The organism is uncultured Helicobacter sp. (genome assembly GCF_937906905.1).
GTDB lineage: Bacteria > Campylobacterota > Campylobacteria > Campylobacterales > Helicobacteraceae > Helicobacter_B.
Map to the genome: position 1 here is coordinate 19,151 of NZ_CALERY010000003.1, position 14,163 is coordinate 33,313.

Annotated in this window: 11 protein-coding genes; all 11 read right to left on the reverse strand. The window is 47.8% G+C overall.

Annotated features, from left to right (window positions below; genetic code table 11):
• Positions 1–40 precede the first annotated feature (40 nt).
• Positions 41–3,073, reverse strand: a complete 3,033-nt coding sequence (locus Q0171_RS01505; RefSeq protein WP_299325936.1) for a type I restriction endonuclease subunit R — start codon at positions 3,071–3,073, stop codon at positions 41–43.
• Complete coding sequence (locus Q0171_RS01510) at positions 3,073–4,680, reverse strand: type I restriction-modification system subunit M (protein ID WP_299325938.1); 1,608 nt, start codon at positions 4,678–4,680, stop codon at positions 3,073–3,075. The genes Q0171_RS01505 and Q0171_RS01510 overlap by 1 nt, the downstream gene beginning before the upstream one ends.
• A 76-nt stretch (positions 4,681–4,756) precedes the next feature.
• On the reverse strand, positions 4,757–5,563 hold the full coding sequence (locus tag Q0171_RS01515; RefSeq protein WP_299325940.1) for a hypothetical protein: 807 nt from the start codon (positions 5,561–5,563) through the stop codon (positions 4,757–4,759).
• An 8-nt stretch (positions 5,564–5,571) separates the two neighbouring features.
• On the reverse strand, positions 5,572–5,712 hold the full coding sequence (locus Q0171_RS01520; RefSeq protein WP_299325942.1) for a hypothetical protein: 141 nt from the start codon (positions 5,710–5,712) through the stop codon (positions 5,572–5,574).
• A 39-nt stretch (positions 5,713–5,751) separates the two neighbouring features.
• On the reverse strand, positions 5,752–7,320 hold the full coding sequence (gene mshL, locus Q0171_RS01525) for a pilus (MSHA type) biogenesis protein MshL (RefSeq protein WP_299325944.1): 1,569 nt from the start codon (positions 7,318–7,320) through the stop codon (positions 5,752–5,754).
• A gap of 26 nt (positions 7,321–7,346) precedes the next feature.
• Positions 7,347–7,694, reverse strand: a complete 348-nt coding sequence (locus Q0171_RS01530; RefSeq protein WP_299325946.1) for a hypothetical protein — start codon at positions 7,692–7,694, stop codon at positions 7,347–7,349.
• A gap of 5 nt (positions 7,695–7,699) precedes the next feature.
• Positions 7,700–8,224: a hypothetical protein gene (locus Q0171_RS01535; protein WP_299325948.1), complete on the reverse strand. Its 525-nt coding sequence runs from the start codon at positions 8,222–8,224 to the stop codon at positions 7,700–7,702.
• Entirely contained in the window at positions 8,217–9,632 is a 1,416-nt protein-coding gene (locus tag Q0171_RS01540) for a hypothetical protein (protein WP_299325950.1), read from the reverse strand. Before Q0171_RS01540 ends, Q0171_RS01535 begins: the two co-directional genes overlap by 8 nt.
• Before the next feature lie 186 nt (positions 9,633–9,818).
• Complete coding sequence (gene asnB, locus Q0171_RS01545) at positions 9,819–11,618, reverse strand: asparagine synthase (glutamine-hydrolyzing) (RefSeq protein WP_317279164.1); 1,800 nt, start codon at positions 11,616–11,618, stop codon at positions 9,819–9,821.
• The gene (locus Q0171_RS01550; protein WP_299325952.1) at positions 11,536–11,766 is read right to left on the reverse strand and encodes a hypothetical protein; all 231 of its coding nucleotides are present in this window, start codon (positions 11,764–11,766) and stop codon (positions 11,536–11,538) included. Before Q0171_RS01550 ends, asnB begins: the two co-directional genes overlap by 83 nt.
• A 127-nt stretch (positions 11,767–11,893) precedes the next feature.
• A complete protein-coding gene (locus tag Q0171_RS01555) occupies positions 11,894–14,149 on the reverse strand; it encodes a TonB-dependent receptor (RefSeq protein WP_299325954.1) in 2,256 nt (751 codons plus the stop codon).
• Between the last annotated feature and the right edge of the window lie 14 nt (positions 14,150–14,163).

The following is a 14,163-nucleotide window of genomic DNA, read 5'->3' on the forward strand; positions in this document are numbered from 1 at the left end:
AAGGATTCTAGGGGGTGGGCGTTATTGTTTAGGGGTTTCATCATTGCTCCTTGTTGCTCATATCTAGTCCCTTAAAAAGCTCGAAAAATGCTTGTAGCTTTTGCAGGGCTTGGCTGCGGATTTTATGCGTCTGCTCTGCACCCTTGCCAAAGAGTGGGCTAGGGGGCAAAATCTCGCCAAATGCCTGCCCATAGTCTCTTAGCTCCCCTCGCTCAAAGGCATCTTGTATAAACGCCCTTGTTTTTTCAGGCTTTAGCTTTAGCTCGGTGATGATAGAGTTTAGGCTCTCATCTTTGCGCGCATTGATGTAGGTGCTAAAGTCTTTGGCGACATCGCTTTGCGGGTTTAGGGACTCTATAAAGCGCAGTAGAAGCTCCTTTTTGCTCCGTAGGCTTAGGCTAGAATCTAGCAGCTTTACTATATGCTCATAGCTGTGCTTATCTTTGTGCTTGTGGTATTTGGCGATAAGCTCTAGGATATACTCGATACTTACTTCTACTTGCTTCAAAAGCTCTACTTCAAACTCCACTTCATCAAGCACGCTGTGTTTTTCTGCTTGGTCTTTGGCGCGGAGGCTCTCATAGATGTCGATGTAGTAGCTTTGATAATCTTGGCGGTCGCGCTCGCTTAGTGGGTCGCTAAAGTCATCAAAGACTTCAAGGATATTGCGGAGCTTCAAAATCTCGCCAAAAAGGGCTAGGAAGTCCTTTTTGTCGCTCTGCTTTAGGGTGGATTCTAGGAAGCTATCTAGAGGGAAGCGTGTGTGCAAGGCTTGTAGCAGCTCGTGGTAGCCTTTGTGCTCACCTTTGTCATCGGTGTAGCCGTGTAGATACTCTTCTAAGCTTCTTAGAAAGACTATGCCTTTAGCATTTTCATCGCTAAAGAGTGCTAGGGCGTCATCGGTGTTTTTCTGCAAGTCTCTAAAGGCTATGATGTTGCCAAAGCTTTTTATGGAGTTTAGGATTCTATTAGTGCGGGAGTAGGCTTGCAAAAGTCCGTGATGGCGCAAGGACTTATCGACATAGAGAGTGTTTAGCGTGGTGGCATCAAAGCCTGTGAGAAACATATTGACCACGATGGCTAGGTCTAGCTCTCTGTTTTTAAGCTTTAGGGAGAAGTCCTTGTAGTAGTTTTGAAAATTATCCGCGGAGCTATCAAACTTGCACCTAAACGCTGCGTTATAGTCATTTATAGCAGAATCCAAAAAATCGCGCTGGGAGGGCGGCAGGGAGGCGGTGTCTTCGCTGTTTTCTTCCTCTTGCTCATCGTTTGGGGCGTAGCTGTAGATAATGCCTACTTTTAGCCTTTGAGATTCTGGCAGGCTTGCTTGCTGGGCTTGAAACTCTTCATAGTAGCGCATAGCCATAGGGATAGACTGGGTGGCAAAGATGGCATTAAAGCCTAGCGTATGCCTGCCATTTAGGGTGTAGGACTTGGCGTTGCGCTTGGTGTGGGTGGCAAAATGCTCTAAAATGTAGCTAGTGATATGCCCTATGCGCTCCCTAGCTAGCAGGACTTCTTCTGTGTCTATGGCTGGGACTTGCCTGTCTGTAATCTCATCTTTTAGCTTAGCTGTGGCGTGGTAGCTCACGCGAAAGGGCAGGACATTGCTATCGCGTATGGCGTGGATAATTGTGTAGCGGTGCAAGCAAGCCCCAAAGACGCGCTCTGTCGTCTCAAAGCCTAGCGCGTTTGCGGCGAAAATGGGCGTGCCTGTGAAGCCAAAGAGATAGAGCTTTTTAAAGGCTTTGGAAATGTCTTTTTGCATTTGCCCAAACTGACTTCTATGGCACTCATCAAAAATCATCACAATATGCTCATCAAAAATCTCGCTATCTTTAGCTTGGGCGATAAAGCGGGAGAGCTTTTGAATGGTGGTAATGATGATTTTATGATCTTTGTCTTTGCTATGGAGTCTGGCTTGGAGCTCTTTGGTGTTTTTGCTCCCGGTGGCGGCACCCTTTTGGAATCTATCGTATTCTCGCATTGTTTGATAGTCTAAATCTTTTCTATCCACGACAAAAAGCACTTTAGTGATTTCTGGGATTTTGCTTACTAGCTGGGCGGTTTTAAAGCTGGTGAGCGTTTTGCCGCTGCCTGTGGTGTGCCAGATATAGCCGCCGCTTTTTTGCTCGCTGGCTTTTTCGTAGAATTTGTTGTGGTAGCTTATGGCGATTTTTTGCAGGATTTTCTCACACGCGGCGATTTGATAAGGGCGCAGGACTAGGAGCTTTCTATCCACATCAAGCACGCAGTAATGACAGAGAATATTTAGCAGCGTATGTCTAGCAAAAAAGCTTTTCGCAAAGTCTATAAGGTCGTTTATAATGGTGTTTTTCTCATCGCTAAAATAGCTGGTAAATTCAAAGCTATTGGAGGTTTTGGTCGTTTTGATGCCTTGTTGTGTTTTGATATGAAAATCGCGCGTGGTGTTGGAGTAATACTTGCTCTGCGTGCCGTTGCTGATGACAAAAATCTGCACAAACTCAAAGAGCCCACTCCCGCTAAAAAAGCTCTCCCGCCCGTAGCGATTGATCTGCCTAAAGGCTTCTTTAAGGCTTATGCCGCGCCGCTTTAGCTCGATATGCACTAAAGGCAGTCCATTGACTAGGATAGTTACATCATAGCGGTGGGAGCGCGTGGGGCTTTGGGCTTGAAACTGATTGATAACTTGTAGGGAGTTTTTATGTATGTCGGCTTTGTCGATTAGCTTAAAGTTGATAGTGCTGCCATTATCACGCTCTAGGGGCTGGATATAGTCCTCTTGGATTAGCTGGCTTTTTTCTACAATAGAGGCATTTGCCCTAGCTAGCACTTGCTTGAAAAATCTCTGCCACTCTGTGTCGCTTAGGGTGGTGGAGTTTAGCGTCTCTAGCTTTGTGCGCAGATTGGATTCTAGGGATTTTTCATCACTGATAGGGGCGTATTCATAGCCTTGGGCTTCAAGTGTGGCGATAAGCTCTTTTTCTAGCTGGGATTCACTTTGGTAGCTAGAATCCACTTTTTTGCTTGGGGTAAATTCTACGGCTATGGTGGAGGCGGTGCTTTGGGCTAGGAGTTTTAGGCTTCGCATTAGTTAGCACCTTCTAGGGAGCTGATGATAGAATCTATCTGCACTCTTAGGGCGGCTTGCTTCTCTACGATTTGGGCGATTTGTGCATTGAGAGCGGTGATGTCTATGACTTCTCTTGTATCCTTTGGCGTGATGTAGGTGGAGGTGCTTAGGTTGTAGTCATTTGCCCGTATTTCTTCCACACTTACCAAACGCGAAAAATACTCTATATCTTGGCGCGTGGCATAGGCATTTACTATGGTGTCGATGTGGGTGGATTCTAGGATATTTTTCTTGGTAACTTTGGTAAATTGCTCGCTTGCATCGATGAAAAGGGTGTGCATATTGGGCTTATTTTTCTTTAGCACGATGATAGAAGTGGCGATATTTGTGCCGAAAAAGAGATTATCTGGAAGCTGGATAATGGTGTCGATGAAGTTTTGATCGATTAAGTATTTGCGGATTTGCTTTTCTTTGCCTCCGCGATAAAGCACGCCCGGGAACTCAACGATAGCGCAAGTGCCGCTAGGAGAGAGCCAAGAGAGCATATGCATAGTGAAAGCTAAGTCGGCATAGCCTTTAGGAGCTAGCACACCAGCAGGGGCGAAGCGCGGGTCATTGATAAGCTTGGGGTCATCATCGCCTATCCATTTGGTAGAGTAAGGAGGATTTGACACAATGGCATCAAAGGGCTCATCATCTGCGTGCTTAGGCTCTAGGAGTGTGTCGCCTAGGGCTATGTCAAAATTCTCAAAGCCTACATTGTGCAGTAGCATATTGATACGGCAGAGATTGTAAATAGTGGGGTTGATCTCCTGCCCGAAAAATCCCTGCTTGACATTCGCTCTGCCTAGCACCTTGGCAAACTGCAAGAGCAGCGAGCCACTCCCACAAGCTGGGTCATAGACTTTATTGACACTTTGCTTCCCATAGCTCACAAGCCTTGCTAGTAGGTGGCTGACTTCTTGCGGGGTGAAAAACTCGCCCCCACTTTTACCCGCGCTACTTGCATACATACGCATAAGGTATTCATACGCATCGCCAAAGGTGTCGATAGTATTATCACTATAGCGCAAATCAAGCTCGGCTATAGCTTGCATCACTTTATAAAGCTTTTCGTTGCGCTTTAGGAGGGTTTCTCCTAGATTTTTACTAGAATTGACATCAATATCGCTAAAAAGCCCCTTGAAATCGCTCTCGCTTGTCGTGCCTATGGTGGAGGCTTCTATGCTGTCAAAGGCGTTGCTTAGAGTTTCGTTTAGGCTTGTAGTGTCTTGGGCGTGGGACTTTAGGACATTGCAAAAAAGCTGGCTTGGGTAGATGAAAAAGCCCTTTTCTTTAATGATAGCTTCGCGATTTTCTGGGCTCTCATCTATCTCTTCATCGCTTAGATTTTCGTAAGCTTTAGGGTGCGCCCCCGTTTGAGTAGTGGCAGGGTCTATGCCTTGCTTGATATTGATATGGGCGGCTAGATTCTCGCTAATGAAGCGATAAAAAAGCATACCTAGCACATACATTTTGAAATCCCAGCCATCGACACTTCCTCGCAAGTCGTTGGCAACTCTCCAAATGGTAGCGTGCAGGGCATTTCTCTCTGTATCTCTTGCGGTGTTTGATGTGGGCTGCATTGGGTCTCCTTAGGAATTTGTTTATGCTATTTGAGCGACATAGTAACATATAAAGCACTTATAAGCTAGACAGGGTTTAGAGTCTATAATAGCTTCTAGCATAGAGTGTAAGCGCATAGGCTTCTTGCTTCTGCTTTATGCTTGCGTGTGCGTCGCTATCCCAGCTCTGCCAATACAAGTCCCAGACTTCTTGGACATTTGGCGCGATGAGGTAGGCGCGGTAGATCCAGATTCTAGCTCGTGTGAAATCGCGCTCTAGGAGATTCTGGCGCGCGATAGCGATAGCGTTGCCATAGGTGAGTGAGCCAGCGATGATACTCTCCCTCTCATCGGGTTTAGGCATGGTGGGTGCGGTGGTTTGCAGGGCTTGGCGTGTGTCGCTGGTGGTGAGATTTGTCGCTGGGGGAGATTTGGCGTGGGATTCTGGGCTGCTAGATTCTGGCGCGGCAGGTGTGCTGGCGGGCGTAGCGGTGTGAGTGGCTGGCTGGGAGTGGGCGAGCTGTCTTGTGGCGCTTTCATGGCGCTCATACAAGCCCCCAGCGACAAACACGCTAAAAAGTCCAAAACTAACGCTTACTCCCATAAGCACGCCAGCGACGCTTCGCGCAGGGTTTTTACGCAAGGTGTGCCAATATGCTTGCAAGCGTTTCTGCCCTGCTTGGAAATAGGCTCGCAGGGCTTTTTTGCTTCGTGCGAAGCACAGATGTGGGCGGATTTGCGCAGAGATTTGCGCGAGTGCGTGGGTGGATTTTGCAAGGAGACCGCACGCGAGTGCGTATAGGGGCTTGGCTTTGGCGGAGAGTGTGGCTGCGAGGCGCGAGAGCCTGGGCGCTAGGGTTTGGCGGTATTTTTTATACACATCGCTCCATGCTTTTGCTTTCATCGCCTGCCTTAGGTTGGGTGGGTATAGATTGATTTGCGGCGGATTTTATCATAATTGGCGGGAGTGGGTTTTGTGATTTGGGTTTTGTGCTTGTAGATTGCCACGCTTGGCTCTCGCACTGCTCGCGATGACGGAAAATGTGCTTTCACACTAGAATCTGCGCAAGTAAAGATTGATATGCTTAGAATCTAAGCTTGCTCGGTGTTGGCTCTATAATCGCTACTCTCATCATTGATAATTGTGGGCGTTATGATGATGATCATTTCTTTTTTCTGCTTTATGGTCTTTTTGTAGGAAAAGAGGTATTTAAGCAGGGGGATTGAGCCTAGCAGGGGGAGCTTTTTGGTGCTTGTAGAGTCTGTCTCGCTGATAAGTCCGCCTAAAATCACGCGCTGCCCATTTTGTATGCGCACGATAGAGGAGAGCTGATTGGTAGAGAGATTGGGCGGGGCGTTTAGGGCTTGGGGCTGGTTTTCTATGGAGGGGTCTTTTGCCGCGGTTATGGAGGGGTTGATTTTTAGGATAATTTCTTGCCCATAGATTGAGGGCGTTACATCTAGCAGCACACCGCTAAAGACGCTTGGGTATTGGTAGCCGGTGTTTTGGATTGTGCTGGAGTTGGTGGAGGTTTGGTAGATTAGGCTCTGGGAGTAGCGCAGGACATTGCCCACGGAGATGATGGCTGGCTGGTTGTTTAGGGTGATGATTTTTGGGTTGGAGATTGAGCTGGTTTTGCCATATTCTTGGAGAAACTGCACGATTTGCCCGATTGATAGATCTTGCGAGAATACATACACGCCATAATTTAGCCCGCTAGGTGTGGTGCTTAGGAGTGGGGGCTGGGGGGATTGGGTGTTGAGCCCTAGCTCAAAGAGCTTGCCCCAATTCACGCCTATGGTGTTGATATTGCTGTGATCGACATTGAAAATCTGCACATCGATTTGCACCTGCTCTTTGAGGCGTGATTGTAGGGCGGCGATGTAGGCTTGCGCGCGCTCTAGCTGGCGTGGCGTGGCGTTTATGGTGATGAGTCCTGCGCCTTTGTTGATAGTGATACGCGGGTGCTTGGGATTGTAGCTGTCGTTTTCTTGGTAGATTATGGCTATTAGCTCATTTTCTAAATCGCCCCAGAAATTTAGCTCATCAATGGAGTAGATTTTCGTGCCTGACTTGCCAAAAATGGGGCTTTGCGTGCCTTGTGTTAGGGCTTTGGTCTGTATATCATCGCCTAGGGGGTTTAGGGGCTGGTTGTAGTTGTAGTAGCTTGTGTGGGGGGTTAGGGACTGGGTTTGGGACTCTTGCCCATAGACGACATCGGTATTGGAGCTGCCCACGCGTGCGGTGGCGATGTAGTTGATATGGAAAGTTTGCGTGCGTAGGTGGCTAAAGCGCATGGTGTTTGACTCTAGCGTGTAGTGTGTATCGCTGGCTTTGGCTATGGTGGAGAGAATATGCTCAAGCTTGGCATTGCGGAAAACTAGGCTGACTTTTGTGCGCTCTAATGCGTCTTGGGCGTTGTCATCGAGGATTAGGCTTAGGGCGCATTCTAGGGCGATTTCTTCAAGCAGGACTTTGGGCGAGAGGTTGGATTTGCTTTGCAGGGTAAATGTCCTGCTCTCACACGCATGCGCGCTAAGTGTTAGTGGAGTGAGTGCGCTAAGGGCACAGAGCAAAATCGCTATAAGGCTTCGGGCAGGATTGCGGGCTGGAGGTGCTTTTGGGGTGGGATTGTGGAGAGTGTGTTGTCTTGTTTTCATTTGGGTATATCGCTCCTTGGTTGTTTTTAATTGCCAAAGAGCTGCTTTTGCAGTCGTAGCTCTTTGCGGAGAGATTTTCTATCTACTAGCACGACACGATTTGCCCCGATAGAATCCACCACAAATGCGCCGATTTTGTCGCCGCGCTTATACCAGGTGTTTTGGATTAGGGCTTTGTCGTTTAAAATCGCATGCACCTTGAGATCAATCTCTTTCTCGCCAAAGACATTATATATACGATAGCTTTGCGCTCGTGGGGCTTGAAGCAGGGCATTGACACGCTCTTGCAGGCTCTGTGCGCCACTCTCTATGGCATTAAGCCCCATAGCTCCTAGCACGCTTCCTAGCACAAAAACAGCCCGCGCGCTTCTCATAGTGCTCATAGCCTTTCGCCAAAATTTAGCACATCAAAGCGCATATCAAGGCTACTAGCAAATGGTGCGCTGATAGAGAGATTTTGAATAAACACAAAATGCTGGGTTTCAAGCAGCTCAATAATGTCTTCTAGCATTTCTACATCGCCTAGGGCTTGGATAGTGAGATTCTCTTTGCTATGGCGGATATTGCTCGTAAATGTGCCAAGCTTTTTGGCAAGAGTTGTGCTTTTTATCGCACGCTCTTTGAGTGCTTGGAGAAGCTGGCGCTTGTAAGTGAGGGTCTCTTGCAGCTCTTGGTTTGCGTGATTTGGCGGGATTTCTGCGAGTGCATTTGCGAGATCTTGCTCTCTTGCTAGGTGAAGCTGGCTTTGGGTGTAGGTCTCATCGATAGGTGGCAAAACTACCGCAAACGCCACGCCAATACATAGCAGCAAGGGCAGGCAGAATATCGCTAGATTCTCGCGCTTGCTGTGGCGCGCTAGCCAGAGATCTAGCCGCGCAAATCCTCTAGCAAATACCCTAGACATGGCTGATCTTTAGCGTAATATTTGTGCGAAAGCCACTAGCAAGGTCTTTGTCTATCTCTGTGGAGATGATTTCAAGCTCTGGTTTGGCTTGAAGTGCGTTTAGGAGAGTATGGAGGCTCTCTTCTTTGAGCGCTTGGCAGGAGAGCGCTAGGAGCGTCTCGCCTCGCTCGAGTGTGCCTTGGAGCGAAAGCTCGATGATCCATGCTTCCGCATCGCGCACGATTTGCGAAAGAGTAGAGAGGATATAGAGGCGCGGCGTGTATTTGGCATGCAGGCTGCTTAGGGATTCTATGGTCTGGGAGATTTGTGCGCTTTGGGCTGGGAGCTTGGCGGAGAGCTGCTTTTGAGACTCTATGGTTTTGGCGTTTTGTGTGTTTTGGGTTTGGAGCTCCTTGGCGCGATTGTCTAGGTGTGTGGCGTAGGCGAGCTTGGCATAGGGGAGAGCGAGGATAAGCGCGCAGCAGGCAATAAGCCAAAGCATAGAATAAAAGCTCGTGCTTTGTAAAAGGGGCTTGGCGTATGGGTTATAGAGTGGCGCATGCTCCTTGTCGTGGGCGCGGAGAAAGTCTTGTGTCATTTGGGATAGGGATTTATCTAGTGGAGTGAAAACGAAATCATGAGCCGTGGATTCTGGGCTAGAATCTAGTGCCTTTGGCGCAAGATCGCTAGGGTAGAAAACCTCTCTCCCCTCATGGTCATACATTGAGGCGACAAACCCCACTGCATCGCACAGGGCTTTTGAATCCGCGCATATACACTCATAAACAAGCCTACCTCCACGATAGAAGCAAAACCAATCATCGAGCAAAAACATCCCGCTCGCGCCATTTTTGCCAATGTCTGTATCGCTGGTGTTTTGATCATTAGCACTTTTGTGCCCAAGTGGAAGCATGATAAGAGGGATAAGGATTTGTGCGTGTAGATTCTGGTAGGCATGGGCTGATTTATCTGTGTTTTGGTCTTTGGTCTGCTCTATATCGATAGCAAACACCTTAAACTGCTTAGAAAGCGGGTTATGCGCGCCAGAATCTAACGCCATGGCAGTAAAAAGATAGGTGCGCTCTGGAGCAAGAATCTGCTCTCGCACGCATAATCCATAGAGCATACGCAAGAGATTTTCGTGCTCTTGCGTGCTTGCTAGGATTGCGTTTGTATAGCCTTGGCTGATATGCTCCATATAGTCTGCCGTGATGTCGCTTGAAGCAGGCGCATTGAGACGACTGATATCATCAAGCGCACAGGTGATTGTGGCGACTTGCAGGGAGTGGGAATTTAGGCATGAAGTCTTGATATAACGAAAACTCGGTCGTGCGCGCCGCCCATTTATATCGAGAAACTTGCCACCAAAAGCATAGGCAAAATCCCCAACCCCGCGCAAGCACTCGTAGGGACGGGTATTCATACTCATAAGAATCCTTTGAGCTAATTATCCTAAACGCTGCCCACTCTCTTAGCGATACTAGGCTTTTGGAGTAATGGTGGAATCCTAAATGGCTCGATTCTATCCCAAGCTCTCTAAATTTACAAGTATTTTTGCCAAAATCTTGAAGATTTGTGAAATCCAGTATCTCTTATCTAATCCAGCTGCCTTTGATTATGCAAATCTAAGCGCGTATTGGGCTATGGACTTTTGCCAGAGGTAAGGATTGAGCGCGCACCATACTTCTTCTGCGGTGTTTTGGGCGTTTTCTTGGGCGATGTTGCCACTAGCTAGGGCTAAGATCTGCTCCTTTGTTTCTTTGGCATTAGGCACAAGGGGGCACTCTAGGAAGTCTTGAGAGTGCGCAATGTCTAAAAACCACTCTTTTAGCCCATTGTGGCTTTTATCTCGCGCTATCCAGTCTGCCATAGGCGCATTAAAGCCTAGCTTGGGCTTGCGCCAAGTAACAGAGCTTGGCATAAGCGTGCCAATGCTATCGCGCAAGAGCTTTTTAGTATAGCCGCCACCGACTTTGTAGTGATAAGGCAGGCTAAACATAAACTCCACAAGCCTATGATCCATAAAGGGCATTCGTATCTCTATGCTTGAAATCATCGAGCATTTATCATAGTCGCGGATAATCACAGGCAGCAGCGTCTCAAAAAACAGCACATACAGCACTTGATTAAGCGTATCCATCGCTTTGAAATTTGGGTGGCTAGAATCTGTGCTTGCTACAATCTCTCTGCCGATAAGCCTTTTTACCCCCGTGCGAGCAAACATATTTAGGCTAGATTTTAGCACGCTAAAAGTGGATTCTGGGTGCAGGCGCGTGCCATTAGTCGTGTGGCAAAGCTGCCATAATCGCAGTGGGTGATAGCGGCTATCCCACAAAGCATAGGGGATATGCCCATACCCGCAAAATAGCTCATCAGATCCGTGTCCATCAAGGCTCACGGTGATGCCATTGCTCCTTTGCTCTTTATAAATCAAAATATCGTGCAGGAGTATGCGCCCATAGAGATCTTCTAGCATATAGAAATATTTATAGATATTATCCCACTCTTTTAGTGGCTCAATCTCCTTAAAAGTTGCATTTATACCGATATGATCGACTACTTGCTTGGCATACCAGCTCTCATCTTGGTGCGTGTCTTTAAAGCAGGCGACAAAGGCGTGCTGCCAGTCTTTTTGCGCTTCTGCCCCTTGCTTGGCAAGGTGTGCCATCGTGCAAATCACCGCGCTAGAGTCCAGCCCCCCACTAAGCGCAGTGCCTATGGTTACATCTGATCGCATTCGCACTCTCACTGCATCGCAAAAGAGTGTGAAAAACTCCTGCTTCGCTAGCTCATAGGTGCTAGGAGCTAGGCGCAAGTGGTCTAGGATATTGTAGTAGCGCGTGGGGGTGAGGCTGCCATCTCCTAGATTGATAAAAGCATAGTGTGAGTAGGGGAAGCGGTAGATCCCATCTACTAGGGTGTCGTGGGTTTGTGGATAGGAGAAGATGTTCGCCCTAGCACTCATCGCGCTAAAGGTGTGTGATGGGGAAATTTGTGCTAAGTAGGGATAAATCGCTTTCATCTCGCTAGCAAAGATGAGCTGCTTCTCTCCTTTGCTCGTGGTGATAAAGGCGTAAAATAGGGGCTTTTTGCCGAAGCGATCGCGGCTTAGGAAGAGGCGTTGCTTTTTATGGTCATAAATTGCCAAAGCCCACATACCATTGAAGCGGTTTAAGCAGGACTCCCCCCACTCTATAAAGCTTGCTAGCGCGACTTCAGTATCACTTTGCGTGTGGAAAATATAGCCTTTGGCTTTGAGCTGCTCTTTTAGCTCGATGTAGTTGTAAATCTCTCCGTTAAAAACTATGCTATAAATCGGGCTTTGATCACTTCTATTTAGAATCCACTTCGCCCCCCCCCCCGCAAATATTACTATTTGTAAAGTGCATTGGCTGATTGCTTTGCTCGTTGGTATCGATGATTGATAAGCGTCTGTGCCCTAGCGTGATAGACTCCCCTGCATACACGCCAAAGGCATCTGGTCCCCTGTGGGTGAGCGTGTGGAGTGCTTTGGTGAAATTTGCTTCATCAACACGCCCTAAAATCCCTAAAATCCCGCACATTTTTTCTCCTTAACGATTATGTTTAAGCTTCATACTTGATTTTGACATTGTAACAAAGTCGCCAGATTCTAGCAAGCAATATATCTATGCTGAGAATCCGCGCAATCACCGCATAAAGCTCTAGCGGCTAGAAGCTATATCGTCCTTCGACAAACACACTCCTCCCAGCTCCTATCAAGAAGCCATAGCCTGCGATGGGGTCTGTCTTGTCGCTGTTGTAGTAGGTGTAATAAAAGGTGTCAAAGATATTGCGCACGCCTGCGGTAAGAGAGAATCCACCATAGCTCGCGCCTATGCCTATATCGCTTAGGCTATATGCGGGGATAGTCGTGCCTACGATGTCTTTCTGCGCGCCAAAGAAGCTATGCTGTGTCCATAGATTCCAGTGTCGCCCTAGGGCTAGATTTGCTCCTAAAGTGGCTTTGTAGCTGCTTGTGTAGGGGATAGCACGATTAGTTTTGCTGCCATTATCTTGCAAAATTGTGGCATTGACATAAGTGAAGCTTTCATTAAAGCTTAAGCGATCATTGAAGAAAAACTGCTGGGAGAATAGCTCCACCCCAGCGCGCTGCGTTAGGTCGTAGTTGCGATATTGCACACCGCCTAGGGAGTGGGCGTTGCCTATGGTGTAGAATTCATTTTGCGTGAGGGTGTAGAATGCTGCAGCAGAGATACTCATAAACTCACCAAAAACATCTTTCACGCCCACTTCGAATGTATGATACTCCTCTTTGCGCAAATCTGTGGCAGTGTATTTAGAGGTGGAGCCAGAGCCGCTGCGCTTTAGCATGGAATTGGGGCTGGGGGAGAAAAAGCCTTTTTCGTATTTGGCATACACTGCGCCAGAATCTCGATAGCGATAGCTTGGCACAAGCTCTAGTGCATAGTTGTGCAGGGTGTCTTGGAGTGCGCCTGTGGTGGAATATGCTATTTTCATAGGACGATTACTCATGCCAATGCTCATATCATTCTTGTATGTAACATCAATGTCATAGAATGCAAACTCATACCGAGCGCCACCTGTGAGCGAGAATCTATCGGTGAAGTCGTATTTCTCTAGCCCATAGAGTGCGCTGCTCCATTTTGTCCCAGTAAATGGGATAAAGATTTTATGATCATAGCTTGTAACGCTTGTGTCAGGTGGCATTGGCATCGACACGCTGCCTTTCCATAGTATGCGTTGATCCATCGTGCGTTTGCCTTGATTCCAGATAGATTCTACTCCTGCAATAAAGCGACCTTTGGTGTGTTTGAGATCGTATTTGGCGATGAGCCCTGCGCGACTATCACTAAAGGTCGAGCCGCTTTGATCAGCAGAGGCATTATCTAGTGGCAAGCCGTTGTAGTTAAAATGGCTTAGACGCGTGATAGAATCCACATAAGCAATGTTGTTTAGGTGGTAGAAAGCTTTGATATCAAGCTTGGCATGTTCGCTAAGCTTGGCGATATAGCCCAGGCTTACATCTAGTCGCTGTTGGGTGTTGCGCATACTGCCATTGCCACTGCGATTCCGGTCGCTTTTATCTGGGCTTGGAATATCCATAAATGAATTATTTGGCGTAGTGGCAATGACGCCGTTGAAGTAATCTACACTAAGGCTTAGGCTCTGCTTCTCGCTCATGTCATAGATGAGCCCTAGATTGCCCTGTCCGCCTTGTGTGAGATCGCCTACTCGTGGTCCGCCTTTGTGGATATAGGCTGCGCCTAGGGAGAGATAGGTTTTGTCGCCAATCTTTGTGCCAAATTTTGCATCTGCGTTGTAGTTATTCCCTGTGCTAGCGATGATATTGGCATAACTAAGTCCCGCGGAGAAATAAGGCTTCTCATAGCGTTTTTGGGTGCTGATATTGACCACGCCACCACGCGTGCCATTGCCATACATCACCGCTCCGCCGCCAGGCAGGATTTCGATAGATTCTATGCTAGCGGGGGAAAGCGTGTTAAGTGGTGTTACGCCGTGGCTAGAATCTAGCATATTGGCATACACGCCATTGATAAGCACTTGCACGGAGGTATTGGCGCGTGCGCCCTGACCACGCAGATCGATATTGCTGCCAAGCCCAGCGTTATTGAAGCTCGCAAAAGGCGCATAGGAAAATATATTTTCCAGTGATGTGTAGCCTTTGTTTTGAATTTGGTGTTTATTGATAGTGTAGGTATTGCGGTTGAGCTCATCGAGCTTGGCGTTTTGGCGCGCGTAGGTGCTGATTTCATTGAGCGTGTGTTGTAGCATGGGGGAATCTGCTTGAGTAGATTCTGTTGTTTGGTGGGATTGTGCTTGTGCGCAGTGTAGGGCAAGCGCCATGATTGCAGCGTTTGCGAGTGTGTATGATTTGGAGATTATTGGTGTGCGATGTTGTGCGTGGTTTTGATGGGGTTTCATCGAAGCTCCTTTGT

What these genes read in the sequence shown, in the direction of transcription:
- mshL (WP_299325944.1), bottom strand. Translation starts at nt 7,320, where the DNA reads ATGAAAACAAGACAACACACTCTCCACAATCCCACCCCAAAAGCACCT.
- Q0171_RS01505 (WP_299325936.1), bottom strand. Translation starts at nt 3,073, where the DNA reads ATGCGAAGCCTAAAACTCCTAGCCCAAAGCACCGCCTCCACCATAGCC.
- Q0171_RS01550 (WP_299325952.1), bottom strand. Translation starts at nt 11,766, where the DNA reads ATGTGCGGGATTTTAGGGATTTTAGGGCGTGTTGATGAAGCAAATTTC.
- Q0171_RS01535 (WP_299325948.1), bottom strand. Translation starts at nt 8,224, where the DNA reads ATGTCTAGGGTATTTGCTAGAGGATTTGCGCGGCTAGATCTCTGGCTA.
- Q0171_RS01540 (WP_299325950.1), bottom strand. Translation starts at nt 9,632, where the DNA reads ATGAGTATGAATACCCGTCCCTACGAGTGCTTGCGCGGGGTTGGGGAT.
- Q0171_RS01530 (WP_299325946.1), bottom strand. Translation starts at nt 7,694, where the DNA reads ATGAGAAGCGCGCGGGCTGTTTTTGTGCTAGGAAGCGTGCTAGGAGCT.
- Q0171_RS01555 (WP_299325954.1), bottom strand. Translation starts at nt 14,149, where the DNA reads ATGAAACCCCATCAAAACCACGCACAACATCGCACACCAATAATCTCC.
- Q0171_RS01515 (WP_299325940.1), bottom strand. Translation starts at nt 5,563, where the DNA reads ATGAAAGCAAAAGCATGGAGCGATGTGTATAAAAAATACCGCCAAACC.
- Q0171_RS01510 (WP_299325938.1), bottom strand. Translation starts at nt 4,680, where the DNA reads ATGCAGCCCACATCAAACACCGCAAGAGATACAGAGAGAAATGCCCTG.